The following is a 22,426-nucleotide window of genomic DNA, read 5'->3' as shown; positions in this document are numbered from 1 at the left end:
CGCTGGGTCATCGCGACGGGTGAAGGCAAGGCGTTGAAAAATCGGGCTTCCGTCTTTTCTGGAGGCCTTCGGCGCGCCCACTGACGCTGGTCCGCTATAGTTCGGACATGGACGGGAAAAGGGGTCAGGGCGACGAGGACGGCGCGGCCGGCGTCGGCTGGCTGTCGCGAATGATCACCGTGCTGGAAGGCCAGGCCGAAAGCGCGCTGACCACCATGGTCGCCGATGTGCTGACGCCCGGCGACACCGTCGGAGCCGACCGTAAGGCCAGGGCCGTCACCAATGTGGCCAGGGCCGTCCGCGCCATCGAGATCCTGCGCCCGCGTCCTGAACGCGAGCCGCCGCTGCGTCGCACGGACGCCGCCACAGCCGAGGACAGCATGAACGAAGATGATGACGACAGCGTCGATCCCGCCGAGTTCGCACGGGCTCGGGCCGAACTGGAACGCCGTCTCGATGGCTTGCAGCGCGCGGTCGAAACGAAGCGCCTGGATGGATGGCCTCTCGTACCGTCAGATCTGCGAGGCGACGGCGATGACGCCGCCGGCGGGGATACTGCCTCACCAGACTGATCCCCAGGTCGACTGGCGAACCTGGATCATGCTGGGCGGTCGCGGGGCGGGCAAGACCTATGCCGGGGCCTGGTGGATCCACAGTCTGGCGCAACGCGACAACCCGACACTGGCCCTGGTCGGTCCCGCCCTGCACGACGTGCGCGAGGTGATGATCGAGGGGCGTTCGGGCATCAAGTCCTTCACAGAGGGCAAGGCCCGCCCCCGCTGGGAGGCCGGACGAAAGCGGCTGGTCTGGCCGTCGGGCGCATCGGCCTATGCCTTTTCCGCCGAGGATGCCGACAGTCTGAGGGGACCACAGTTCCACGCCGCCTGGGCCGACGAATACTGCGCTTGGCGCGAGCCGGAACGGGTGCTGTCGAACCTGAGGTTCGGACTGAGGCTGGGGGACAATCCCAAGCTGGTGGTGACCACCACGCCCCGGCCCATCCCGGCGCTGAGGCGGCTGATGGCCCAGCCGGGGACGACCTTCACGCGGGGCGCAACGCAGGACAATCGCGAGAACCTGTCGCCGGGCTTCCTGTCGCATCTGCGCAATCTTTACGGCGGGACACGGCTGGAGGCGCAGGAGATGCAGGGGCTGATTGTCGAGGCGGATGGCGCCCTGTTTCGCGCCGAGGATCTGGCGCGGGCGCGCGGCGCACGGCCGGCGAAGCTGGATCGGATCATCGTCGCGGTCGATCCGCCCGCCACGGCCGGAGGCGACGCCTGCGGCATCGTGGTGGCGGGGAGAAGGGACGGCGTGGCCTATGTGCTGGCCGACCGTTCGCAGAGGGGACTGTCGCCCAACGGCTGGGCCCGGCGGGCGATGGAGACGGCGGTCGAGTTCGGCGCCCACCATGTCCTGGCCGAGAGCAACCAGGGCGGTGAGATGGTGCGGACCCTGCTGGCCCAGACCGGGCTCGAGACCCAGGTCCGGCTGGTCCACGCCTCACGCGGCAAGCGGGCCAGGGCCGAGCCTATCGCCGCCCTTTATGAACAGGGACGGGTGGTCCACTGCGGGGTCTTTCCGGCGCTGGAAGAAGAGATGATGGCCCTGGGTTCGGACGGGGGCGGCAAAGGCATGGGGCATAGTCCCGACCGCGCCGACGCCCTGGTCTGGGCCTTGACCGGGCTGATGCTGAACGCCCCCGCCGGACCGCGACTGCGGACGCTGTAGCAACCGCGAGATATTCGACACATCACAGGAGACGACCATGCCGGCCATTCCCTCTCGGGACGCCTATCGCACCCTTGCGCCTGCGCCCGGTGCGCCTGCCCGTCGCGCCGAGGCCGTGACGCCCAGCGACACGACCGACCTGACCATATACGCCAAGGCGCTGTATGTCGGCGGCGGCGGCGACATCCGGCTGTTGCCGGTCGGGGCGGAAGACTCCGAGGCGGTCACCCTGAAGTCGCACGCCGTCGGCTATGTCGCCGTCCAGGCCCGGCGCATCCTGGCCACCGGGACGACCGCCACCCAGATCGTGGCGCTGTACGACTGATGCTGGGGCAGGGCCTGACCATCCCCACCCTGGCGGCGCGCCAGGCCGCCGGCGGGCTGGAGTTCAACTTCATCGCCGGGCGGTATCTGGTGCAGGGCGGGGGCTTTTCGACCTTTGTCGGAACGAGCGGCGTGAGCTTCGCCCGCGCCAGCAGCGGCCTGGCAGAGACCGCCTCCGGGGTTCTGGTTCCCTTTGGCTCGGGCCTGCCGAGGCTCACGGACCGGGGTCTGTTGATAGAGGAGGCGCGGACCAACAAGGTCACGATTTACAACGCCAATCCGGTCGACCTGACCGGGGTGACGCGGTCGGGGGATGCGGCCTCGACCCTGAGCCTGGTCAGTGACGCCGCGGCGCTGGCGGCGGCTGGCCTCGCGAGCGTGGTGACCGGCGGGCAGGTGTTCAAGCTGGACAACAGCGCCGGAGTGACGACCGCCTTCGCCACCTTTTCGGGCGCGACGGGGAACACCAACCCTCATCGTGCGACCCTCTATGTGCGCGGCGGAACGGGGGTCGTGGCCATGGCCGGATCGGGCTCGGCGGCCTTCTCGGCCTCTGCAGGCTATGTTCGGCGCGAGACGGCGATGACCCCGGACACCGCCGCTCGCACCTTCTATGTCCGCGCCGACGCGGGCCAGGTCGTCCACTTCATCCTGCCGATGCTGGAGGAGGGCGGGTTTGCGACCAGCCCCATCGTCACCCAGGGCGCGGCGACCACGCGCGCGGCGGACGTCTGTTCGGTCAGCGGACTGGCGACGCTTTTGGTCGCGCCCTACGCGGTGGTCGCTCACGCCGATCTGCCTTCGGCGGATGGGGTCAACCGACGTCTGGCGACGATCAACGCCCTGGGATCTGAGACGGGGCGCATTTCCCTGGTCCGCGACGGTTCGAACCAGGCCGGAGCCTCGCCCAATCCCGGCAACCCCTCGGTCGTCACCGGCAAGACGGGCGCGCGCATCCTGAGGATCGCCGCCCAGGTTGGCGCGGACAAGGCGCGCGCGGCGGTGGACGGCGTGCTGGCGGCCGATCCGGCGGCTCTGTCGCTGGGGACCGGCCAGGACCGGATCGCCCTGGGCAGCGCGGCGACCGGGGCGGCGTCCTGGCTGGGCGGATATCTGCAGTCGGTGCGGATCGCGCCCGGCGTGATGCTGGACGCAGACCTGACGGCCGCAAGCGTCGCCTGACCGACTGCGGCTCACGACCCCCTCAATCAAGGAACAAGCGATGGCATGGTGGAAACGGTCCGCAACGCGACCGCACGAAGACGCACGCCTTGCGGGCGGCCCGGACGAGACCAAGGCCAGTCGCGCCGGGCCTCTGATCGCCATGACCCATGTCGGGCGACCGCGCTGGACGCCGCGCGACTACACAAGCCTGGCCGCCGAGGGCTATGGGCGCAATCCGGTGGCCTATCGCTGCGTGCGGATGATCGCCGAGGCGGCGGCCTCGACGCGGCTGGCCGTGTTCGTCGAGGGCCAGCGCGACGAGGCCCATCTCCTAGCCCGGCTGCTGGCCCGGCCCAACGCCGAACAGGGCGGGTCCGAATGGCTGGAGGGGGTTTACGGCGCCCTGCAAACGGCGGGGAACGCCTATATCGAGGCCGTGGGAGAGGGCGGGACGCCCGAGGAGCTGTGGTCCCTGCGGCCCGATCGCATGAAGATCGTTCCGGGCGCCGCCGGTTGGCCCGAGGCCTATGAGTATGGGCTGGACGGCCGCAAGGTCAGGCTGACACGCGGCGAAGACGGCTGGATGCCGGTGACGCAGCTGAAGCTGTTTCACCCGACCGACGACTATTACGGCATGTCGCCCCTGGAGGCGGCGGCCTTCGCCATCGACGTGCACAACGCCTCGGGGGCCTGGAACAAGGCCCTGCTGGACAATGCGGCCCGGCCGTCGGGGGCGCTGGTTTACGGCGCCAAGGACGGCGAGCGGATGACGACCGAGCAGTTCGAGATGCTGCGGGCCGAGCTGTCCGAACAGCATGCGGGCGCGGCCAACGCCGGGCGGCCCCTGCTGCTGGAAGGCGGGCTGGACTGGAAGCCGATGAGCCTGTCGCCCGCCGACATGGACTTCATCGCCGGCAAGCATGCGGCGGCGCGCGAGATCGCCCTGGCCTTCGGGGTGCCGCCGCAACTGCTGGGGATCCCCGGCGACGCGACCTACGCCAACTATCGCGAGGCCAACGCCGCCTTCTGGCGCGGGACCATCGTGCCCCTGGTCAACAAGACGGCGGGCGCCCTGACCGTGTGGCTGTCGAGCCGGTTTCCGGGGACGCGGATCGAGCCGGATCTGGACAGCCTGCCGGCCCTGCAGGCCGAGCGCGAGGCGCTGTGGGCGCGGTTGGAGGCGGCCAGCTTCCTGACCGACGAGGAGCGTCGCCGCATGGCGGGGCTGGGCCACTGTGCGGGAGCCGACTGATGGAGCAGATCAGACGCGTGCCACTGCCGCTGGTCATCGCCCTGGTGGTGCAGACCATCGGCGGCCTGGTCTGGGCCGGAGGAGCGGCGGCGCGGATCGCCACCCTGGAAGACCGGGTCGGGGAACAGAGGCTGGTCGCCGAACGGCTGGCCCGGCTCGAGGAGCAGGGCGTGGCGACGCGGGCGGCGGTGGAGCGGATCGAGCGGCGGCTGGAGGATCGGTCGTGAGCGCCGTGCAGACCGCCGCCCTGGTCATCGAAGGCTACGCCTCCCTGTGGGGCGTGGCCGATCTGAACGGGGATGTGGTGGCTGAAGGCGCGTTCGCCGACAGCCTGGCGCGGACCGGGGCGGGCGGGGTGCGGATGCTGCATCAGCACGAGGCGCGGGCGGTGGTCGGGGTCTGGGACGAGATGGCCGAGGACGAACGCGGCCTGTGGGTGCGCGGCCGTATCGAGGACTGGTCGGCCGAGGCGCGGTTCGCCCGCGCGCTGAGCCGGGCGGGCGCGCTGGACGGACTGTCGATCGGGTTCAGGGCGGCGAAGGCGCGGCGGGATGGAAGACTGCGGGTGCTGAGCCAGGTGGAGTTGTGGGAGGTGTCGTTGGTGACCTTCCCGATGCTGCCGGGGGCGCGGTTTCAGGTCGCCGGCGGCAGATAATCCGCCGGCAGCGGGAAGGCGGGGGTTTCGCTCTGCCAGTAGATGCTGACGATCCACCAGCGCTGGCCGTCGTCGAACAGCTGGATCGAGTTGATGCCGCGGGCGAAGGGCTCGGGGTCGGAGGCGGTGTGGCGGCTGTCATAGGTGGAAAAGACGTGGGTCAGGCCGCCGAAATGCTCGACGCGGCGGGCGATCTCGCGCTCGTGGAAGCCGCGCATCAGGAAGGGCTCGGCGCGGGCGATGTATTCGTCCGGCGTCAGGATGCGGAGCGTCGCCGGGCCTTCCGCCGGCTGGCCGATGGGCACCAGGCGACCGGACGGGTGGAACAGGCTGCGGAAGCGATCCCAGTCGCGCTGAACGTCGGCGTCGCCCGAAATGACCTCATAGAGAGCCGCGACGATGGCGTCGGACGAGGCCACGTCTCCAGGCGCAGGGGTGGGCGCAGGGGCGGGCGTCGGCGCGGCCTGTGAGGCGGGCGCAGCTGCAGCGGCGGGCGTCGGCGTCTGGGCCAGCGCGGGCGCGGCGAGACCGAGACTGAATGCGGCGACGAGCAGACCCTGGCTCACGAAATCCTGGCGCATGACGATACCTCCCTGTTTGGCCGCACTATGGCCGGAGATCGCGTGCGCGAACAAGGGTCGCCAACGCCAGACAATCGAGCGGGCCTGACCGGCCCGCTCGCCTTCCGGACGGATCAGCCGCCGGACTTCAAAGCGGAGACAGCATGAAAGAGACCAAAACCGCCACGGGTACGCCCGAGGCGCGCGCCGCCATGCACGAGATGATGGCGGCGTTCGAGGCGTTCAAAGGGGCCAATGACGCCCGGCTGGACGAGATCGAGAAGAAGGCGTCGGCCGATACGCTGCTGGAAGAAAAGGTGGCGCGGATCGACCAGGCCGTGGCCGGCGCCCAGGCGCGTCTGGACCGGGCGCTGAGCGAGGCGCGACGACCTGTCGTGGGGGGTGCTGCGGCCCCCTCCACCACTTCGTGGTCCCCCTCCCCCGATGGGGGAGGATTGGAGGCGAAGGCGGCGTGGGACGGCTATCTGCGCGCCGGCCAGAGTCACGGTCTGGAGCTGAAGGCGGGGCTGTCGTCGGCGTCGAACTCGGCGGGCTATGTCGTGCCGCCCGAGACGGAGCGGGCCATCGAACGCCGCCTAATGGCGGGCAGTCCGATGCGCGAGATCTCGACCGTGCGAACCGTGTCGAGCGGCGTGTTCAGAAAGCCCGTCTCGACCGTCGGCGTGACCGCCGGCTGGGTCGCCGAAACGGCGGCTCGGCCCGAGACGGATCCGGCGACCCTGGCCCTGCTGGAGTTCCCGGCGGCCGATCTCTACGCCAGCCCCGCGGCGACCCAGTCGCTGCTGGATGACGCCATGATCAACCTGGACGAATGGCTGGCGTCCGAGGTCGAGGACGCCTTCGCCGCTCAGGAGACCCAGGCCTTCGTCAACGGCGACGGGACCAACAAGCCCAAGGGTTTCCTGGGCTATACGATGGTGGCCGACGCCAGCCACGCCTGGGGGCAGATCGGCTATGTCGCTTCGGGCTCTGCCGGCGCCTTTCCGACCACGACGCCGACCGACAAGCTGCTGGACCTGATCTATGCGCCCAAGGCCCAGTATCGGCCCAACGGCCGGTTCGTGATGAACCGCAAGACGGTCTCGACCGTGCGCAAGTTCAAGGATGCGGACGGCAACTACATCTGGTCGCCGGCGACGCGGGCGGGCGAGACGGCGTCGCTGCTGGGCTATGCGGTGACCGAGATCGAGACCATGCCGGACATCGCCGCCAACAGCGCCTCGATCGCGTTCGGCGACTTCCAGCGCGGCTATTTGATCGTGGACCGGGCTGGCGTGCGGGTGCTGAGGGACCCGTATTCGGCCAAGCCCTATGTGCTGTTCTACACCACCAAACGGGTCGGCGGCGGGGTGCAGAATTTCGACGCCATCAAGGTGATGAAGTTCGCGGCCAGCTGAGGAAGCAGGACGGCGATCTCCCTCCCCCTCGGGGGGGGGGGAGATCGCGAAGCGACCGGGGGGCGGCTGGGCGATGCCTTAGCTGTTTTGCCGAGCCCTCCCCGCCCGGTCTGCGCTGCGCTTCGACCACCCTCCCCCGGGGGGAGGGAGAGGGTGGGCGCTCATTTTCTGACATCGGAGATTATCCATGGCCGCACCTGTCTCGCTGACGGAGGCGAAGCTGTTCCTGCGCGTCGAGCACGAGGCCGAGGACGGGCTGATCCAGACCCTGATCGACGCGGCCAAGGCGCGGGTCGAGGGGGACGTGGGGCTGAGCCTGACATCCACATCGGCGGCGCCCCTGAGGCTGGCGATCCTGATGCTGGCCCTGCGCGCCTATGAACGCGGCGAAGGCGAGATGAGCCTGGCGCCGGTCGAGGCGTGGATCGCGCCCTATCGCCCGGTTCGCCTGTGAGTGGCGCGGCTGGGAGCGGGGCGATGCGGCGGCTGGCCGAACTGCTGGAAGCGGTCGAGAGCCAGACGGCGCAGGGCGGTCAGGTGATCAGCTATCTGGGCCATGGCTGGGTCTGGCTGGACCTGGGGCCGAGGCGTCGCCGCGAGAAGACCGAGGCGGGCGTGGCCCGGTCGGTGGACACTATGACGGCCGCGGCGCGGGTCGATCCGCGCGTGGCCGAGGGACGGATTCTGAGGTTCGGCGGGGCGGACTGGACCGTGGTCGCCATCGAAGACGCGGCGCGATCTGGACGCTGCGACCTGATGCTGGAGCGTCGGCCATGAGGGATCATGAAGGGGCGTTGCAGGCGGCCCTGGTCACCTGGTTGAAGGCCGATGCGGCCCTGCAGGCCATGCTGGGGGATCCGGCGCGAATCTGGGATCTGGCGCCGAACGGGGCGGCGTTTCCGCATCTGCTGATGAGCCGCAGCGAGAGCCGGCCGGTGGCGGCGGACGGGTGCGGGATCGAGCACTTGGTGACCCTGATCTGCGTGTCGCGCTTTGGCGGCGGCGAAGAGGTCAGAGCGATTTCGGCGGCGGTGCGGGCGCGGCTGCACGAGGCGGCGCTGGAGGCGGATGGCGTGCGAACGGTGAGCCTGAGGGTGACCTTCGCCGACGTGTTTCGCACCCCGGACGCGCGCCGCCACCATGCCGTCATCCGCGTGCGCGCGGTGACGGAAGACATCTGAAAAATCGAGTGATCCGGAGGGTTCAATGGCGGCTCAACGCGGCAAGGATATTCTGCTGAAGATCGGCAACGGGGCGACGCCCGAGGTCTTCACGACGGTGGCGGGCCTGAGAGCGCGAACCATCTCGTTGAACGCCCGAACGGTGGACGCGACCGACGCCGACAGCGCCGGGCGGTGGCGTGAACTGCTGAGCGGCGCGGGCGTCAAGTCGGCGGCGGTGTCGGGGCAGGGGGTGTTCCGGGATGCGGCCTCGGACGCCGCGATCCGCGAGGCCTTCTTCGCCCAGACGGCGCGACGCTGGCGCCTGATCGTGCCCGACTTCGGCGTGCTGGAAGGGCCGTTCCTGGTCGCGGCGCTGGAATACGCAGGTCAGCATGAGGGCGAGGCCAGCTTCGCCATGAGCCTGGCGAGCGCGGGCGAAATCACCTTCGAGGCGGCCTGATGAGCGGCGCCAACGGAATACGCGGCGAGGCGCGGGCGGTGCTGGCGGGGGTGGAGCGGACCCTGTGCCTGACGCTGGGGGCGCTGGCCGAGATCGAGAGCGCGCTGGGCACGAACGGGTTCGCCGAACTGGCCCAGCGGATGCGGTCGCTGTCGGCGCGTGACCTGGTGGTGGTGCTGGCGGCGCTGCTGAGGGGCGGTGGCGAAAGCGAACTGGCCGATCGGCTGGGGCGCTCGGCCGTCGATCCCAAGGAGGCGGCCGAGGCGGTGGCTCGGGCGTTCAGCGCCGCGAAATGAGCGAGGCGGCGACGCCCTGGTCGGGGATGCTGCAGACCGCGGTGCGAATGGGGGTGGCGCCCGAGGCCTTCTGGCGGCTGTCGCTGCGGGAGTGGCGGCTGATGACCACAGCGGCGCCGACGGCGGCGCCGCTGGGGCGGGCCGAGTTGGAACGGCTGGCGGAGATCTGGCCGGATAGTCCTCCCCCATCAGGGGAGGTGGCGCCGTGACGGAGGGGGCTTGCTGCGAAGGGCGTGTCTGGGGTCTGCCCCTCCACCGCTTCGCGGTCCCCCTCTCCCGAAGGGGAAGGATTATTAGATGAGTGATGATTTCAAAGCGGGCGCGCTCGACAGCGTGCCTGTTCGGGCGGCCGAGGCGGCGGCGGCGCTGGAGGCCCTGCGCGAGCCGGCCGAGCGGGCGGCGGCCTCAATCGAGGATGCATTCGACCGGGCGGGCGACAGTCTGACCCGGTCTCTGGCGCGAGCGGCGGCGGATGGGGAGGTGACCCTGGCCGAGTTGGCCAAGGCGGTCCTGTCGGCGGCGAATGCGGGGATGGGATCAAGCGGCGGCGGCCTGGGCAAGGCCATCAGCGACGCGGTCGGCGGGCTGTTCGACGGTTCGTTCGGCGGGGCGCGGGCCGAGGGCGGGCCGGTGATGGCGGGTGGCGCCTATCTGGTCGGGGAGAGAGGACCGGAGGTGTTTCGACCAGCAGGGGCGGGCAGTATCGAGAGCGCGGCGTCGGCGCCCGTTACCGTCAACCTGAGGCTGGATGGCGGCGCCCCGGACCTGCTGAGATCCGAGGCGCAGATTGCGCAGATGCTGGCGCGGGCCGTGGCCCTGGGGTCGCGCCGGATGTGAAGCCCTATTCGCCCTTGGGATTGGGACCGAATTTATTGGCGCCGCGCTGGCTGTCGGAAATGCCGATCCACAGCAGGAAGGCCAGGTTCACGAGGGCCGACAGGGCGAAGACGCCGAAGGCGGGGCCCATGAGCATGAGGGCCGCTGCCGGGTCGGCTTCGAAGTCCTCGGGCGTACGGCCATCGGCCATCATGGCCGTGCCGATCATGACGACGGCGATGACGCCCAGCACCATGCCGATGCCGAATGGAATGGCCACGAGCCAGCCCGACTTGCCCATGTCGTGCAGCCGCTTCACCGAGATGGCCAGGTTGGGCCAGATGAGGGCGAAGGACAGCAGGATGCCGAGGAAGGGGATCAGGCCCGAGACGAAGCTGGCGCCGAAGATGATCGCGAAGCCGATCCAGAAATGCGAGCGCCGCAGTCGGCCGTTGAACGAGAACAGGGCCGAGGCGAAGTCGAAGCCGGCGCCGGCGGTGGCGGGTACGGCAGCGCCGGCCATCTGTGGCGTGGAGGTCTGACCGGCCCAGGGGCCGGAGGCGGACGCCGTGGCGGCGCCGGCCAGGATGACGATCTGGGTGGCGACGCCGTTGTCGGACACGAAGTCCGCACGGTCGCCGACCTTTGGCGCGGGGCCGGAAAAATCCGCCGCGACGAAGCTGTATCGCACGCCGTCTTCGCCCGAGATCAGGCCGTCGCCGGAGCCGCCGTCGACGCTGATGACTTCACCGCGCATATCAGTTTCCTTGGATCGGGAGGGCGCCGGGCGAGGAGGCCCGGCGCGTCGTGTTGTTGAAAAATCGTTCGGGGTCGCGGTTCAGAACTTGGCCAGCGGCTGAGGCGGCGGGCCGTAGAGGTTGTCCTCGGGCTGTCCGGCAGTGACGCCGAGCCAGATGACGAAGCCGATGTTGAGAACGACGGCGGCGGTCCACAGCAGGCCCATGAAGCCGGCGCCGGCCATCATGCCCATGCCATTGTCATAGGTCGCCGCCCCCATCATGCCGATGAAGGACACCGCGCTGAGCACGATCGCGGCGATGAAGACGCCGTAGGGAATGGCGGCCAACCAGCCGGACTTGCCCATGTCGTGAAGACGCTTCGACGCCAGGCAGATGCCGGCATAGGTCGCGGCCAAGGAGATGAGGAAGCCGATCAGCGGGAGCCAGCTGAGCAGCATATTGGCGGCGAACAGGATGCCGAAGCCGATCCAGTAGTCCTTCTGGCCGATGCGGCCATTGGCGTCGAGGAACAGGGCCTTCCAGTCCAGACTGGCCCCGGATCCGGCGACGCCGGGCGTGTAGCCGCCCGCCGCAGGCGACGCCTGGGTCTGGGCGACGATGAAGACCTGGGTCGCCAGTCCGTCGGCGGCGATGAAATCGACGCGGGCGCCGGCGCGGAGGGGCGCGAGCTGCTGGAGATCGCTGCGCGTGAAGCTGTAGCGCGCGCCGTCGTCGCCAGAAATCAGGCCTGCGCCCGTGCCGTCGTCGTAACTCAGAACCTCACCGCGCACGCCGCATCTCCTGTCGTACCGGCCTGGATGGCCGTGAGGCGAGCATGGCGGATCAGCGATCCCCCTACAAGGCCGCATGGCCGCCAGAGAAGAGGACGAGGCATGGCATTTCACGAGGTTAGCCTGCCGGCGCGCCTGGCGTTCGGTTCCACGGGGGGCGTCGAGCGGCGCACCGAGATCGTCACCCTGGCCTCGGGTCACGAGCGGCGATCGACGCCGTGGGCGCAGGGGAGGCGGCGGTATCTGATCGGGGCGGGGCTGAGGTCGCTGGACGACATGGCGGCCCTGACCGCCTTCTTCGAGGCGCGGATGGGACGGTTGTACGGGTTCCGGTTCCGCGACTTCGCCGACTTCAAGTCATGCGCTCCGGCGGGGTCGGTCGCCGCGACCGATCAGGTTCTGGGCTCGGGCAACGGGACGCGGACGGTGTTCGGCCTGGGCAAGACCTATGGCGACCAGGTCCGCCCCATCCGCAAGCCGGTGGCGGGATCGGTGCGGGTGGCGGTCAATGGCGTCGCTCTTTCGATAGGCGGGTTTGCGGTCGAGACATCGACCGGCGCGGTGACGCTGACGACGGCGCCCGCTGCGGGCGCTGTGGTCAGCGCGGGCTTCCTGTTCGACACGCCGGTGCGGTTCGACGCGGACCGCATCGAGGTGACGCTGGAAAGTTTCGGCGCCGGGCGAATGGTCGCCATGCCGCTGATCGAGGTCAGGGTCTGACAACGAAATCCTTCCCCCCTCGGGGGAGGTGGCGCGGCGCGCTTTGGCGCCGTGACGGAGGGGGCTTGCCGCGAACAGGGTGTCTGGGGTCGAACCCCTCCACCGCTTTGCGGTCCCCCTCCCCCGATGGGGGAGGATTGATGCGCAATATTCCAGAAGAACTCGCTGTCCGCATCGAGAGCGGGGCGGCGACGCTTTGTCATGTCTGGCGGGTGACGCGGGTGGATGGCCAGGTCTCTGGTCACACGGATCACGATGGGGATCTGGTGGTCGAGGGGCTGAGCTGTCGTGCGGCCAGCGGCTGGACCGTGGGTGCGGGCGACGGAGAGATCGGGCTGGCTCCCGGCAGTCTGAGTGCAGGCGGGGCGCTGGATGACGTCCTGAATGGCGCGGAGATTGCGGCGGGGGCGTTGGATGGCGCGCGGGTGGAACTGTGGCGGGTGGACTGGCGCAGACCGGACCTGAAGGTCGCCCTGTGGTCGGGGACGATGACGCGGGTGCGGCGCGAGGGCGAGGCCTTCGTCGCCGAACTGGAAGGGCCGATGGCGGCGCTAGACCGGGTCGTCGGGCGAACCTATGGCCGAGACTGCGACGCCATGCTGGGCGATGCGCGATGCCGGGTCGATGTCGGGATCTTTCCCGGCCTGGCCTGCGACAAGCGGTGGGCGACGTGCCGGACGGTGTTCGACAACGGCCTCAACTTCCAGGGCTTTCCCGACATTCCCGGTGACGACTTTCTGACCGCCTATCCGGCGGAGGGCGGGCGCCATGATGGCGGGAGCCGCCGATGATCCACCCGGAAGCAAGCGCCTTCGTCGCGGCGGCGCGAGGCTGGATCGGCACCCCTTATCGCCATCAGGCCAGCGTGAAGGGGGCCGGCGCGGACTGCCTGGGTCTGGTGCGCGGGGTGTGGCGCGAGGTGTTGGGGCCGGAGCCTGAGACAACGCCGGCCTACAGTCCGGACTGGGCGGAAGTGGGCGCCGAGGAAACACTATTGGAAGCCGCGCGGCGGTGGCTGATCGAAATCCCGGTCGGTGAGGCGAGGGCCGGCGACGTGCTGTTGTTCCGCATGAGCGAGGGCGCGGCGGTGAAGCATTGCGCCATCCTGAGCCACGCAGGCCCGCCGGAGGCGCGGATGATCCACGCCTACTGGGGACGATCGGTGGTCGAGAGCTGGATGGGGCCGTGGTGGCGGCGGCGGCTGGCGGCGGCGTTTCGCTGGCCCCTGATCGAGGAGACGTAGATGGCGCAGGCGGTATTGGGCGGGATCGGCCAGGCGATCGGCGGCGGCGTCGGCAGGGTCATCGGCAGCGCCCTGGGCGCGCAGCTGGATCGCAGCCTGGTCAGCAGTCTGCAACCGGCGCGGCAGAAGGGGCCCCGGTTGGAGACGCTGCGGGTCCAGTCCTCTGCGGACGGCGCGCCGATGGCCTGTGTGTTCGGGCGAGCGCGGGTTACGGGTCAGGTGATCTGGGCCGCGCGGTTCCTGGAAGGGCGTCACGAAAGCCGGGGCGGCAAGGGCGGGCCAAGAACCGTCGAGCACGACTACTCGCTGAGTTTCGCCGTGGCCCTGTGCGAAGGGCCGATCGACGGCGTCGGCCGGGTTTGGGCGGATGGGCAGGCGCTGGACCTGTCGGGCGTGACCATGCGGCTGCATCGCGGGACGGCGGACCAATCGCCCGATCCGCTGATCGAAGCGGTGCAAGGTGAGGCCTCAGCCTATCGCGGGACGGCCTATGTGGTGTTCGAGGACCTGCCGCTGGGGACATTCGGCAATCGGGCGCCGCAGTTGAGCTTCGAGGTGTTTCGTCGCCCGCCGGGGACGACGGGGTTGGAGGAGCGGCTGGAAGGGGTGTGCCTGATCCCCGGTGCGGGCGAGTTCGTCCTGGCGACCGAGCCGGTGTGGCGGCGCGACGGGCTGACCGTGACGACGGCCGAAAACGTGCATCACGGCGAGGGACGGCCGGACCTGCTGGTCTCGCTGGGCCAGTTGGAGGCCCAGTGCCCGAACCTGAAGCGCGTCAGTCTGGTGATCGGGTGGTTCGGCGACGATCTGAGGGCGTCCCACTGTCAGGTGCGGCCTGGCGTCGAGCGGTTCGACAAGGCGACAGAGCCGCAGGTCTGGTCGGTGGCGGGACTGGCGCGCGACCAGGCAAAGCTGATCTCTCGCGTCGGGGATGCGCCGGCTTATGGCGGGACGCCTTCGGACGAAAGCGTGCGACAGGCTGTAGGGGCGTTGAAGGCGCGGGGATGGGCGGTGACCCTGTATCCCTTTGTCTTCATGGATATCCCCGCGGACAATGATCTGCCCGACCCCTACGGCGGCGCGCGGCAGGCGGCGCATCCTTGGCGGGGTCGAGTGAAGGGGCGCGACGGGGCCAATGCGTCGGCGGACGTGGCGGCCCTGTTCGGCGCCTCGGGCGGTTGGGGTCTGAGGCGGATGGCGCTGCACTATGCGGCGCTGGCGGCCGAGACGGGGGCGGACGGGCTGTTGATCGGCTCGGAGATGCGGGGACTGACCTGGACGCGGACAGCGGCCGGCGGCCATCCGGCGGTGGCCCAATACCGGACGCTGGCGGCGGAGTGTCGGGCCGTTGCGGGTGCGGGTGTCGCCCTGTCCTATGCGGCGGACTGGTCGGAATATTTCGGCTTTCACGCCCAGGACGGTTCGGGCGAAGTGATCTTTCACCTCGATCCGCTGTGGGCCGATGCGAACATCAACTACGTCGGCATCGACTGGTATCCGCCGATGGGGGATTGGCGCTCGGGCGCAGGCGGCCTGGACGCGCAGGCCTGGCGCGGTCCCGAGGACGCCGACTATCTGGCCAGTCAGGTGGCCGGGGCGCAGAATTTCGAGTGGTATTACGCCAGCGACGCCGACCGTACAGCGCAGGTCAGGACGCCGATCGTGGACGGGGCGCACGGCGAGCATTGGGTGTTCCGGCCCAAGGACCTGGTCGGCTGGTGGTCGCACGCCCACCATGACCGACCGGGAGGCGTGCGCTCGGCCTCTTCGACCGCCTGGGCGCCGGGGATGAAGCCGATCCGGCTGACCGAGTTCGGCTGCGCGGCGGTGGATCGCGGCGGCAATGCGCCCAACCTGTTTCAGGACCCAAAGAGCGCGGAGAGTTTCCTGCCGCCCTTCTCCACCGGCGAGAGGGACGACACGGTTCAGAGGCGGCTGCTGGAGGCCGTGCTGAGGCATTACGACGATCCGGCCAAGAACCCTGTGTCGGGCGTCTATGGCGGGAGGATGCTGGAGGGTGCGGACGCCTGGTGCTGGGATGCGCGGCCCTTTCCTGCGTTCCCGGGCCGGTCGGAGGTATGGGCGGATGCGGGAGCCTGGGCGTCCGGACACTGGCTGAACGGGCGGTTGAGCGGCGACGGCGCCGCCATGCTGGCCGCGATCCTGCGACGCGGCGGGCTCGAGGATGCGGACTTCGAGATCGGGGAGCAGGCGGCGGTGGTGCGCGGACTGGTCATCGACCGCGCCATGCGGACGCGCGACGCACTGGAACCTCTGCTGGCGGCGTTCGACATGGTTGGCGCAGAGCGGGGCGGAAAGGTCGCTCTTGTCGGTAGGGACGCTGCGCTGATGACGCTGGACCCTGAGGCCTTGGCGCTGCCGGGAGACGGTGAGCCGGTTTCGCGGTCGCGGGCGCTCGAGGCCCGCCCAGGCGCGGCGCGGGTGCGCTTTATCGACGAGGGTGCTGACTATCAGACCGGCGCGGTCGTCGTGCGCGGCGAGGGAGATGGCGGGGCTTTGGACCTGGATCTGCCGGCGGTGTGCGGCGCCGGTGTTGCGCGGGGCCTGGCGCTGCGGGTGCTGGACATGGGCGAGGAGGGAGACACGGTAACCGTTTCGCTGGGGCCGTTGGAGGCGCTGCGGCTGGAGCCCGGTGATGGGGTGAGCCTGGCCGATGATGCCGGGGACTGGCGGGTCGAGCGTCTGGAGCACGGCAGGACGGCGACCGCGACGCTGAGCCGCGTGATCCCACGCCGGGTGGTCGAGACGGATGTGGAGTGGCGGGGCGGGGACGGGCCAGGCCTGGTGGCTGCGCCCCTGCTGCGGCTGCTGGACCTGCCGCCCCTGCCAGGCGGGGAAACGGATGACAGGCCGCTGGCGGTGGCGGCAGGGCGACCGTGGCGGGCCATGGATGTCGTCGCGGGCGTCGACGCCGATCTGCTGACGTTGCGGGGGACGGCCAGGGTGTCGGCGACGGTCGGGGTGCTGCTGGCGCCCCTGTCGGCGGGCGTGGTTGGCCGATGGGACCAAGACAATGCTCTGACCGTGCGGCTCGAGGGCGGCGCGCCGTCGAGCCTGAGCGAGAAGGCGGTGCTGGGGGGCGCCAACGTCCTCGCCGTCGAAACCGCGCTCGGGTGGGAGATCATCCAGTTCCGCGACGCCGTGCTGACGGCGCCGGGGGTCTGGCGGCTGTCCGGCCTGTTGCGGGCACAGCAGGGCACGGACGGCGAAATGCGCGCCGGCGCCGCGACGGGGGGCGTGGTCGTGTTCCTGAACACGGCGCCGACGCGGGTGTCGGTGTCGTCCGAGGAGCGGCACGCGTCGCTGATCTGGCGCGCCGGGCCTGCAGGGGGACCACCAGGCGGGGCGGGCGTGACGGAACGGGTCGAGACGATGAGGGGCGTTTTCTACAGACCGTGGAGCCCGGCTCATTTGCGCGTCGCGCCGGAACCGGGCGGCCTGGCCTTGAGCTGGATCGCACGGTCGCGGCTGAAAGGCGACGCCTGGGACGGGGAGATATCCGCATCCGATCCTCAGCGCTTTCGCGTTCGGGTGCTGGACGGCGCGGTGGTGAAGCGCAGTTTCGAGGTCGAGAACGCGGAGGCGCTATATGCCGCAGCGGCCCGGGCGGCGGATTTTCCGGGCGGTCCGGGGCCGGGCGCTGTGGTCGGCGTGGCCCAGTATGGTGCGGGCTGGGGGTGGGGCGTGGAGACTTCTGTGTCGATCGCGACCTGAAAACCGTTGCTTTGACGGCATCATGGCTTAACTGACGGCTCCTGTTCTCAGACGGAGCTTGATCAAGACGTGGCTGGCGATCCCTACAAGGAACTTGGCGTTTCCAGGGGCGCGAGCGCGGCCGAGATCAAGGCGGCCTTCCGCAAGCTGGCCAAACAGCTGCACCCCGACACCAATCCCGACGACAAGGCCAAGCTGGAGCGGTTTCAGCGGGTGACGGCCGCCTTCGACCTGCTGGGCGACGCCGAGAAGCGCGCCAAGTTCGATCGCGGCGAGATCGACGCCGATGGGCGCGAACAGTATCGCGGCGGCGGGTTCGGCGGCGGCGCTGGCGGAGCGGGCGGCAACCCGTTCGGCCAGGGCGGAGCCGGCGGCGGGTTCGACAACATCGACCTGGAAGAACTGTTTGGCCGGTTCGGCGGAGCCGGGCGCGCGACCGGCGGTCGAGGCTTTGGCGGCGGCGGCAAGGGCCAGGACGTTCGCGCCACCCTGGACATCAGCCTGGAAGACTCGATCAGCGGGGCGACGCGGCGCATCCAGTTCTCGGACGGGCGGACGCTGGACGTGGCCATCCCCAAGGGGGCGGCGGACGGCCAGACCATTCGGTTGCGCGGTCAGGGCGCGCCTGGGCGGACAGAGGCGGGCGACGCCCTGATCGAGCTGAAGATCGCACCCCACCCGGTGTTCCGCGTCGAGGGCGCGGATCTGACCATGGATCTGCTGGTGTCCGTTCCCGATGCGGTTCTGGGCGGCAAGGTGCAGGCGCAGACCCCCGAAGGTCCGGTGTCGGTGACCATCCCCAAGGGCTCCAACTCGGGCCAGACGCTGCGGCTGAAGGGGCGGGGCGCCGTCGTCGGCGGGCGTCGTGGGGACCTGAAGGCCCGGATCGTGGTCGCCCTGCCTGAGAAGCCCGACGACGCCCTGATCAAGTTCGCCGAAGACTGGCGGGCCAAGCGACCGTACAAGCCCGGCCGCTGAAAGACGGACTGAAGATGAACAAGCCCGCCCACCGGCCTGAACGGCCCTGGTTCTCGTCCGGACCGACGGCTAAGCGGCCCGGCTACAGCCTGGGCGGTTTGCCGCAAGACCTGCTGGGACGCGGCATCCGCGCGCCCGAAGTGGTGGAGCGGTTCGCCCACGGTCTGCGCCGCACACGCGAGATCCTGCAGGTCCCTGACAGCCATATGCTGCTCTATACGCCGGGCTCGGATACGGGCGCGGTCGAGGCGGCGCTGTGGGGCATGCTGGGCCAGCGGCCCGTGCAGGTGATCGCGTTCGAGAATTTCGGCCTGACCTGGCTGGCCGACGTGAAGGATCACCTGGGCCTGGAGCCCGAGGCGCTGACCGCGCCCTGGGGCGATCTGCCCGACCTGTCCAAGACCGACTGGTCCAAGGACGTGGTCTTCCCCTGGAACGGCACGACCTCGGGTGTCCGCGTTCCAAACGCCGACTGGATCGCCGACGACCGCGAGGGGCTGGCGATTTGCGATGCGACCTCGGCGGCGTTCGCCATGCCTCTGCCCTACGACAAGCTGGATGTGGTGACCTTCAGTTTCCAGAAGGCGCTGGGCGGCGAGGCGGGCATTGGCGTGATGGTGCTGTCGCCGCGTGCGGTGGAACGGCTGGACACCTATCGGCCTGATCGGCCCATTCCCAAGGTTCTGCGGATCACGGACGGCAAGGGCTTCGACCGGGCCCTGGCCGACGGCGTGGCGATGAACACCTTCTCGATCCTGACCATCGAGGACTGGATCGACGCCTTGGACTGGGCGGATAGCGTCGGCGGCCTGACGGAGCTGATCCGGCGCACGGACGCCAACTATGCGGCGCTGAGCGAGTGGGTCGCCAGGACCGACTGGATCGACTTCCTGCCCGAGCGGCCGGAGGTGCGTTCCACGACCTCGGTCTGTCTGAAATTCACCGATGCGCGGATCGACGCCCTGGACGACAAGGCCAGGAAGGCTTTCGTCACCCGGTTCAAGGCCCTGCTGGAAGGCGAGGGGGCGGTGTTCGACATGGAGCCACACCGAAACGCCCCGCCCGGCCTGAGGCTGTGGTGCGGCTGTACGGTCGAGACCGCCGACGTGATCGCCGCCACGCCCTGGCTGGAATGGGCGTTCGAGACGGCGGTCGGCGAACTGGCGTAGAAATACCTCCGGTTCCAGACGACATCCGCCGATTCACCCGCTATAGGCTGCGCCCGCATTCAGCGGAGTTATTGCCTTGGCAAACGTAGCGGTAGTCGGCGCCCAGTGGGGCGACGAGGGCAAGGGCAAGATCGTCGACTGGCTGTCGAACCGAGCCGACATGATCGTGCGGTTCCAGGGCGGTCATAACGCCGGCCATACGCTGGTCGTGGACGGCAAGGTCTACAAGCTGGCGCTGCTGCCTTCGGGCGTGGTGCAGGGCAAGCCGTCGATCATCGGCAATGGCGTCGTGGTCGATCCCTGGCATCTGGTCGGCGAGATCGAAAAGATCACCGCCCAGGGCATCACGATCAATCCAGACATCCTGACCATCGCAGACAACGCCTGCCTGATCCTGCCCATCCACCCGGCGCTGGACGTGGCGCGCGAGGCGGCGGCGAGCGCGCCGGGCGCCAAGATCGGCACGACCGGGCGCGGCATCGGTCCAGCCTATGAGGACAAGGTGGGGCGCCGCGCCATCCGCGTCTGCGACCTGGCCAACGAAGACGACCTGAAGGTGAAGATCGACCGGCTGCGGTCGCACCATGATCCCCTGCGGGCTGGGCTGGGTCTGGATCCCATCGACCCGGAGGCGCTGCTGGCGCAACTGCTGGAGATCGCGCCCAAGATCCTGCCCTATGTGAAGCCGGGCTGGCGGATTCTGGATCAGGCGATCCGGGCCGGCAAGCGCGTGCTGTTCGAAGGCGCGCAGGGCGCCTTCCTGGACGTGGATCACGGCACCTATCCCTATGTCACCTCGTCCAACACCGTGGCGGGCCAGGCGGCGGCGGGGTCCGGCATCGGGCCGCGTGGCGTCGGCTATGTTCTGGGGATCGTCAAGGCGTACACGACGCGCGTGGGCGAAGGCCCGTTCGCCTGCGAGCTGTTCGACGAGGTCGGTGAACACCTGTCGACCGTGGGACGCGAAGTCGGCGTCAACACGGGCCGGTCGCGGCGCTGCGGCTGGTTCGACGCGGTTCTGGTTCGCCAGTCGGTGGCGATCAACGGCATCGACGGGATCGCCCTGACCAAGCTGGACGTGCTGGACGGACTGAAGACGCTGAAGATCTGCGTGGGCTACAAGATCGACGGCGAGGTGCTGGACTATCTGCCGTCCAGCCTGAAGGCCCAGGCCGCCGCCGAGCCGGTGTTCGAGGAACTGGAAGGTTGGAGCGAGAGCACCGCAGGGGTCCGCAGCTTCAAGGACATCAACGCAAACGCCATCAAATATGTGCGGCGGATCGAGGAACTCATCGGCGCGCCCGTGGCCCTGCTGTCGACCAGCCCCGAGCGGGACGACACCATACTGATGCGCGATCCCTTCCAGGGCTGATCCGCCGGGGCGGCGGCGTTCACTTTGATTTCGCGTCGAAACTCGGCCTTAACACGCTGGCGTTAGGGATGAGGCTCTGTTTTCGGAGAGCCTAGCGTGTTCGCTGCTGACGCCCGTACCCTGAGCCGTATCGAACCTGTCCTGCGCCGGATCGTGATCGTGGATCCGAATCTGGCCTCGGCCCGGCTGCTGGTGGACATCATGAAAGGGCTGGGCGCGCGCGAAGTCGTCACCGAGAACGACGAGGCGCGAGCCCTGGACACGATCCGCGAGATCGAACCCGGACTGATCTTCACCGAGCGCACCGGCCCGAAGCTGGATGGCGAATCCCTGACCCGAAAGGTGCGGCGGTCGAACCTGGCCAGCCGCCGGGCGCCGATCATCATGTGCACCAGCGAGGCCACGGCGACCTCCATCAAGGGCGCGCGCGACAGCGGCGTGCACGAGTTCCTGCGCAAGCCCTTCACCTCGGCCGACCTGTTCCGCCGCGTCGAGAACGTGGCGCTGAAGCCGCGCGACTGGATCGAGGCCGTGGGTTACGTCGGACCGGATCGCCGACGCTTCAACTCTGGCGAATACGCCGGGCCGCAGAAGCGCAAGGTGGACAAGCCAGCGTCGGGCGCCGCGGCAACCCTGGCGGTCAAGGACCAGTCGCTGCGCATTCTGGCCGCGGCTCTGGCCCAGTTCGACAATGATCCGATCCAGGCCGTCCGCGCAGCACGCCAACAGGCCGAGACCCTGAAGGCCCTGGCCATCAAGACCGCCGACGCCAAGCTGGCCATCGCGGCCGGTGGGCTGGAAGCGTGTCTGGCCTCGGGTCCGGCGACCAAGGCGACGCTGGTTCAGCCGATCAGCGCCCTGCTGGCCCTGGCCGAACCCGAGACACTGGCCCGGGCCGGCTGAGGCCGTTGCAGGAAGGCGTCAGGCGTCGACGAGGTTGCGTTCCTCGGCGGCGGCCCGCATCGCCTTTTGCAACTTCTCGAAGGCGCGAACCTCGATCTGACGAACCCGCTCGCGGCTGACGCCGTACTGGCCGGCGAGTTCTTCCAAAGTCACCGGATCGTCCTTGAGGCGACGCTCGGTCAGGATGTGCTTCTCGCGATCCGTCAGCTCTTCCATGGCTTCCTGAAGCAGGCCCATGCGAAGCGACTTCTCTTCCGACTCGGCGAGAGCGGTTTCCTGGGACACGGCGGTGTCGTCGGAGAGCCAGTCCTGCCACTCGCTCTCGCCATCCGAACGGATCGGCGCGTTCAGCGAGGAGTCGCCGCCGAGGCGACGGTTCATGTTGGTGACCTCTTCTTCCGACACGCCCAGCTTGGTGGCGATGGCGGCGAGGTGTTCGGGGTGCAGGTCGCCTTCCTCGAAGGCCGAGATCTGGCTCTTGGCCTTGCGCAGGTTGAAGAACAGCTTCTTCTGCGCCGCCGTGGTGCCCATCTTCACGAGGGACCAGCTGCGCAGGATGTATTCCTGGATCGAGGCGCGGATCCACCACATGGCGTAGGTGGCCAGGCGGAAGCCCTTGTCGGGATCGAATTTCTTGACGGCCTGCATCAGGCCGACGTTGCCCTCGGAAATGACTTCGCCGATCGGCAGGCCGTAGCCGCGATAACCCATGGCGATCTTGGCCACGAGGCGAAGGTGGGACGTGACGAGGCGGTGTGCGCTTTCGGAGTCCTGGTGCTCGGACCAACGCTTGGCCAGCATGAACTCCTCGTCCTTGGTCAGCATCGGAAACTTGCGGATTTCCGTCAGGTATCGCGACAGCCCCTGCTCAGGCGACATCACCGCGAGTGATTTCAGTGCAGCCATTATGTGGTCCCTCCGACCCGTATCAACGAG

Annotated in this window: 27 protein-coding genes; 23 read left to right on the top strand and 4 right to left on the bottom strand. The window is 69.3% G+C overall.

The annotated features are described in order from the left end of the window. Window positions 1-107: 107 nt before the first annotated feature. The 7 genes from ACO05L_RS13865 to ACO05L_RS13835 are packed head-to-tail and all read left to right on the top strand — an operon-like array spanning window position 108 to window position 5,126. On the top strand, window positions 108-572 hold the full coding sequence (locus ACO05L_RS13865) for a hypothetical protein (protein WP_421729752.1): 465 nt from the start codon (window positions 108-110) through the stop codon (window positions 570-572). Continuing rightward, complete coding sequence (locus ACO05L_RS13860) at window positions 535-1,731, top strand: DNA-packaging protein (RefSeq protein ID WP_421729751.1); 1,197 nt, start codon at window positions 535-537, stop codon at window positions 1,729-1,731. The genes ACO05L_RS13865 and ACO05L_RS13860 overlap by 38 nt, the downstream gene beginning before the upstream one ends. Before the next feature lie 37 nt (window positions 1,732-1,768). Continuing rightward, window positions 1,769-2,056: a spike base protein, RCAP_Rcc01079 family gene (locus ACO05L_RS13855; protein WP_421729750.1), complete on the top strand. Its 288-nt coding sequence runs from the start codon at window positions 1,769-1,771 to the stop codon at window positions 2,054-2,056. Continuing rightward, the gene (locus ACO05L_RS13850) at window positions 2,056-3,237 is read left to right on the top strand and encodes a phage head spike fiber domain-containing protein (RefSeq protein WP_421729749.1); all 1,182 of its coding nucleotides are present in this window, start codon (window positions 2,056-2,058) and stop codon (window positions 3,235-3,237) included. Before ACO05L_RS13855 ends, ACO05L_RS13850 begins: the two co-directional genes overlap by 1 nt. A 40-nt stretch (window positions 3,238-3,277) precedes the next feature. Continuing rightward, window positions 3,278-4,471 (top strand): phage portal protein, encoded by a 1,194-nt coding sequence (locus ACO05L_RS13845; protein WP_421729748.1) that lies wholly within the window; start codon window positions 3,278-3,280, stop codon window positions 4,469-4,471. Beyond that, on the top strand, window positions 4,471-4,698 hold the full coding sequence (locus ACO05L_RS13840; protein ID WP_421729747.1) for a hypothetical protein: 228 nt from the start codon (window positions 4,471-4,473) through the stop codon (window positions 4,696-4,698). Before ACO05L_RS13845 ends, ACO05L_RS13840 begins: the two co-directional genes overlap by 1 nt. 5 nt (window positions 4,699-4,703) lie before the next feature. Beyond that, a complete protein-coding gene (locus tag ACO05L_RS13835) occupies window positions 4,704-5,126 on the top strand; it encodes an HK97 family phage prohead protease (RefSeq protein ID WP_421731696.1) in 423 nt (140 codons plus the stop codon). Here the strand turns inward: ACO05L_RS13835 and ACO05L_RS13830 are convergent. Further along, window positions 5,105-5,707 (bottom strand): hypothetical protein, encoded by a 603-nt coding sequence (locus tag ACO05L_RS13830; protein WP_421729746.1) that lies wholly within the window; start codon window positions 5,705-5,707, stop codon window positions 5,105-5,107. The genes ACO05L_RS13835 and ACO05L_RS13830 overlap by 22 nt on opposite strands. Window positions 5,708-5,850: 143 nt before the next feature. Here ACO05L_RS13830 and ACO05L_RS13825 point away from each other — a divergent pair, with 143 nt between their 5' ends. From ACO05L_RS13825 to ACO05L_RS13790, 8 genes are all read left to right on the top strand, one after another. Continuing rightward, window positions 5,851-7,104: a phage major capsid protein gene (locus ACO05L_RS13825; RefSeq protein ID WP_421729745.1), complete on the top strand. Its 1,254-nt coding sequence runs from the start codon at window positions 5,851-5,853 to the stop codon at window positions 7,102-7,104. 187 nt (window positions 7,105-7,291) lie between these two features. Continuing rightward, window positions 7,292-7,558, top strand: a complete 267-nt coding sequence (locus ACO05L_RS13820; RefSeq protein ID WP_421729744.1) for a head-tail connector protein — start codon at window positions 7,292-7,294, stop codon at window positions 7,556-7,558. Between the two features lie 23 nt (window positions 7,559-7,581). Then, entirely contained in the window at window positions 7,582-7,881 is a 300-nt protein-coding gene (locus ACO05L_RS13815; protein WP_421729743.1) for a phage head completion protein, read from the top strand. Continuing rightward, entirely contained in the window at window positions 7,878-8,285 is a 408-nt protein-coding gene (locus tag ACO05L_RS13810; protein ID WP_421729742.1) for a DUF3168 domain-containing protein, read from the top strand. The genes ACO05L_RS13815 and ACO05L_RS13810 overlap by 4 nt, the downstream gene beginning before the upstream one ends. Window positions 8,286-8,310: 25 nt before the next feature. Then, a complete protein-coding gene (locus ACO05L_RS13805; protein ID WP_421729741.1) occupies window positions 8,311-8,727 on the top strand; it encodes a phage major tail protein, TP901-1 family in 417 nt (138 codons plus the stop codon). Further along, on the top strand, window positions 8,727-9,023 hold the full coding sequence (locus tag ACO05L_RS13800) for a GTA-gp10 family protein (protein ID WP_421729740.1): 297 nt from the start codon (window positions 8,727-8,729) through the stop codon (window positions 9,021-9,023). The genes ACO05L_RS13805 and ACO05L_RS13800 overlap by 1 nt, the downstream gene beginning before the upstream one ends. A gap of 26 nt (window positions 9,024-9,049) precedes the next feature. Further along, the gene (locus ACO05L_RS13795) at window positions 9,050-9,232 is read left to right on the top strand and encodes a phage tail assembly chaperone (RefSeq protein ID WP_421729739.1); all 183 of its coding nucleotides are present in this window, start codon (window positions 9,050-9,052) and stop codon (window positions 9,230-9,232) included. 88 nt (window positions 9,233-9,320) lie between these two features. Further along, window positions 9,321-9,860 (top strand): phage tail tape measure protein, encoded by a 540-nt coding sequence (locus ACO05L_RS13790; protein ID WP_421729738.1) that lies wholly within the window; start codon window positions 9,321-9,323, stop codon window positions 9,858-9,860. A gap of 4 nt (window positions 9,861-9,864) precedes the next feature. Here ACO05L_RS13790 and ACO05L_RS13785 read toward each other — a convergent pair whose 3' ends face one another. Both ACO05L_RS13785 and ACO05L_RS13780 read right to left on the bottom strand, forming a co-directional pair. Then, window positions 9,865-10,596 (bottom strand): DUF805 domain-containing protein, encoded by a 732-nt coding sequence (locus ACO05L_RS13785; RefSeq protein WP_421729737.1) that lies wholly within the window; start codon window positions 10,594-10,596, stop codon window positions 9,865-9,867. Window positions 10,597-10,677: 81 nt separating this feature from the next. Beyond that, complete coding sequence (locus ACO05L_RS13780) at window positions 10,678-11,370, bottom strand: DUF805 domain-containing protein (protein WP_421729736.1); 693 nt, start codon at window positions 11,368-11,370, stop codon at window positions 10,678-10,680. 102 nt (window positions 11,371-11,472) lie between these two features. On the opposite strand from ACO05L_RS13780, the gene ACO05L_RS13775 reads away from it, so the two are divergent. The 8 genes from ACO05L_RS13775 (at window position 11,473) to ACO05L_RS13740 (ending at window position 21,490) form a co-directional block, all read left to right on the top strand. Beyond that, window positions 11,473-12,090, top strand: a complete 618-nt coding sequence (locus ACO05L_RS13775) for a phage distal tail protein, Rcc01695 family (RefSeq protein WP_421729735.1) — start codon at window positions 11,473-11,475, stop codon at window positions 12,088-12,090. A 140-nt stretch (window positions 12,091-12,230) separates the two neighbouring features. Further along, window positions 12,231-12,881: a baseplate hub protein gene (locus ACO05L_RS13770; RefSeq protein WP_421729734.1), complete on the top strand. Its 651-nt coding sequence runs from the start codon at window positions 12,231-12,233 to the stop codon at window positions 12,879-12,881. Further along, window positions 12,878-13,333 (top strand): NlpC/P60 family protein, encoded by a 456-nt coding sequence (locus ACO05L_RS13765; protein WP_421729733.1) that lies wholly within the window; start codon window positions 12,878-12,880, stop codon window positions 13,331-13,333. Before ACO05L_RS13770 ends, ACO05L_RS13765 begins: the two co-directional genes overlap by 4 nt. Continuing rightward, complete coding sequence (locus ACO05L_RS13760) at window positions 13,334-17,068, top strand: baseplate multidomain protein megatron (RefSeq protein WP_421729732.1); 3,735 nt, start codon at window positions 13,334-13,336, stop codon at window positions 17,066-17,068. A gap of 69 nt (window positions 17,069-17,137) precedes the next feature. After that, window positions 17,138-18,046, top strand: coding sequence for a DnaJ C-terminal domain-containing protein (locus ACO05L_RS13755; RefSeq protein WP_421729731.1), 909 nt, complete (start codon window positions 17,138-17,140; stop codon window positions 18,044-18,046). 14 nt (window positions 18,047-18,060) lie between these two features. Next, complete coding sequence (locus ACO05L_RS13750) at window positions 18,061-19,215, top strand: phosphoserine transaminase (protein ID WP_421729730.1); 1,155 nt, start codon at window positions 18,061-18,063, stop codon at window positions 19,213-19,215. Window positions 19,216-19,291: 76 nt separating this feature from the next. Further along, window positions 19,292-20,587, top strand: coding sequence for an adenylosuccinate synthase (locus ACO05L_RS13745; RefSeq protein WP_421729729.1), 1,296 nt, complete (start codon window positions 19,292-19,294; stop codon window positions 20,585-20,587). A 96-nt stretch (window positions 20,588-20,683) separates the two neighbouring features. Next, a complete protein-coding gene (locus tag ACO05L_RS13740) occupies window positions 20,684-21,490 on the top strand; it encodes a response regulator (RefSeq protein ID WP_421729728.1) in 807 nt (268 codons plus the stop codon). 18 nt (window positions 21,491-21,508) lie between these two features. Here the strand turns inward: ACO05L_RS13740 and rpoH are convergent, their stop codons facing one another. Continuing rightward, complete coding sequence (rpoH, locus tag ACO05L_RS13735) at window positions 21,509-22,396, bottom strand: RNA polymerase sigma factor RpoH (RefSeq protein ID WP_421729727.1); 888 nt, start codon at window positions 22,394-22,396, stop codon at window positions 21,509-21,511. Window positions 22,397-22,426: the final 30 nt, after the last annotated feature.

This window comes from Brevundimonas sp., from assembly GCF_965227765.1.
Lineage (GTDB): Bacteria > Pseudomonadota > Alphaproteobacteria > Caulobacterales > Caulobacteraceae > Brevundimonas.
This window is presented reverse-complemented; position numbering and strand designations above follow the sequence as displayed.

Bases quoted from the DNA above. Each gene is read 5' to 3' on its own strand.
- ACO05L_RS13810 (WP_421729742.1), top strand. From the start codon at position 7,878: ATGAGGGATCATGAAGGGGCGTTGCAGGCGGCCCTGGTCACCTGGTTG.
- ACO05L_RS13830 (WP_421729746.1), bottom strand. From the start codon at position 5,707: ATGCGCCAGGATTTCGTGAGCCAGGGTCTGCTCGTCGCCGCATTCAGT.
- ACO05L_RS13785 (WP_421729737.1), bottom strand. From the start codon at position 10,596: ATGCGCGGTGAAGTCATCAGCGTCGACGGCGGCTCCGGCGACGGCCTG.
- ACO05L_RS13775 (WP_421729735.1), top strand. From the start codon at position 11,473: ATGGCATTTCACGAGGTTAGCCTGCCGGCGCGCCTGGCGTTCGGTTCC.
- ACO05L_RS13800 (WP_421729740.1), top strand. From the start codon at position 8,727: ATGAGCGGCGCCAACGGAATACGCGGCGAGGCGCGGGCGGTGCTGGCG.
- ACO05L_RS13815 (WP_421729743.1), top strand. From the start codon at position 7,582: ATGCGGCGGCTGGCCGAACTGCTGGAAGCGGTCGAGAGCCAGACGGCG.
- ACO05L_RS13750 (WP_421729730.1), top strand. From the start codon at position 18,061: ATGAACAAGCCCGCCCACCGGCCTGAACGGCCCTGGTTCTCGTCCGGA.
- ACO05L_RS13860 (WP_421729751.1), top strand. From the start codon at position 535: ATGACGCCGCCGGCGGGGATACTGCCTCACCAGACTGATCCCCAGGTC.
- ACO05L_RS13845 (WP_421729748.1), top strand. From the start codon at position 3,278: ATGGCATGGTGGAAACGGTCCGCAACGCGACCGCACGAAGACGCACGC.
- ACO05L_RS13805 (WP_421729741.1), top strand. From the start codon at position 8,311: ATGGCGGCTCAACGCGGCAAGGATATTCTGCTGAAGATCGGCAACGGG.
- ACO05L_RS13865 (WP_421729752.1), top strand. From the start codon at position 108: ATGGACGGGAAAAGGGGTCAGGGCGACGAGGACGGCGCGGCCGGCGTC.
- ACO05L_RS13770 (WP_421729734.1), top strand. From the start codon at position 12,231: ATGCGCAATATTCCAGAAGAACTCGCTGTCCGCATCGAGAGCGGGGCG.
- ACO05L_RS13790 (WP_421729738.1), top strand. From the start codon at position 9,321: ATGAGTGATGATTTCAAAGCGGGCGCGCTCGACAGCGTGCCTGTTCGG.
- ACO05L_RS13855 (WP_421729750.1), top strand. From the start codon at position 1,769: ATGCCGGCCATTCCCTCTCGGGACGCCTATCGCACCCTTGCGCCTGCG.
- ACO05L_RS13840 (WP_421729747.1), top strand. From the start codon at position 4,471: ATGGAGCAGATCAGACGCGTGCCACTGCCGCTGGTCATCGCCCTGGTG.
- ACO05L_RS13820 (WP_421729744.1), top strand. From the start codon at position 7,292: ATGGCCGCACCTGTCTCGCTGACGGAGGCGAAGCTGTTCCTGCGCGTC.
- rpoH (WP_421729727.1), bottom strand. From the start codon at position 22,396: ATGGCTGCACTGAAATCACTCGCGGTGATGTCGCCTGAGCAGGGGCTG.
- ACO05L_RS13825 (WP_421729745.1), top strand. From the start codon at position 5,851: ATGAAAGAGACCAAAACCGCCACGGGTACGCCCGAGGCGCGCGCCGCC.
- ACO05L_RS13795 (WP_421729739.1), top strand. From the start codon at position 9,050: ATGCTGCAGACCGCGGTGCGAATGGGGGTGGCGCCCGAGGCCTTCTGG.
- ACO05L_RS13765 (WP_421729733.1), top strand. From the start codon at position 12,878: ATGATCCACCCGGAAGCAAGCGCCTTCGTCGCGGCGGCGCGAGGCTGG.
- ACO05L_RS13760 (WP_421729732.1), top strand. From the start codon at position 13,334: ATGGCGCAGGCGGTATTGGGCGGGATCGGCCAGGCGATCGGCGGCGGC.
- ACO05L_RS13850 (WP_421729749.1), top strand. From the start codon at position 2,056: ATGCTGGGGCAGGGCCTGACCATCCCCACCCTGGCGGCGCGCCAGGCC.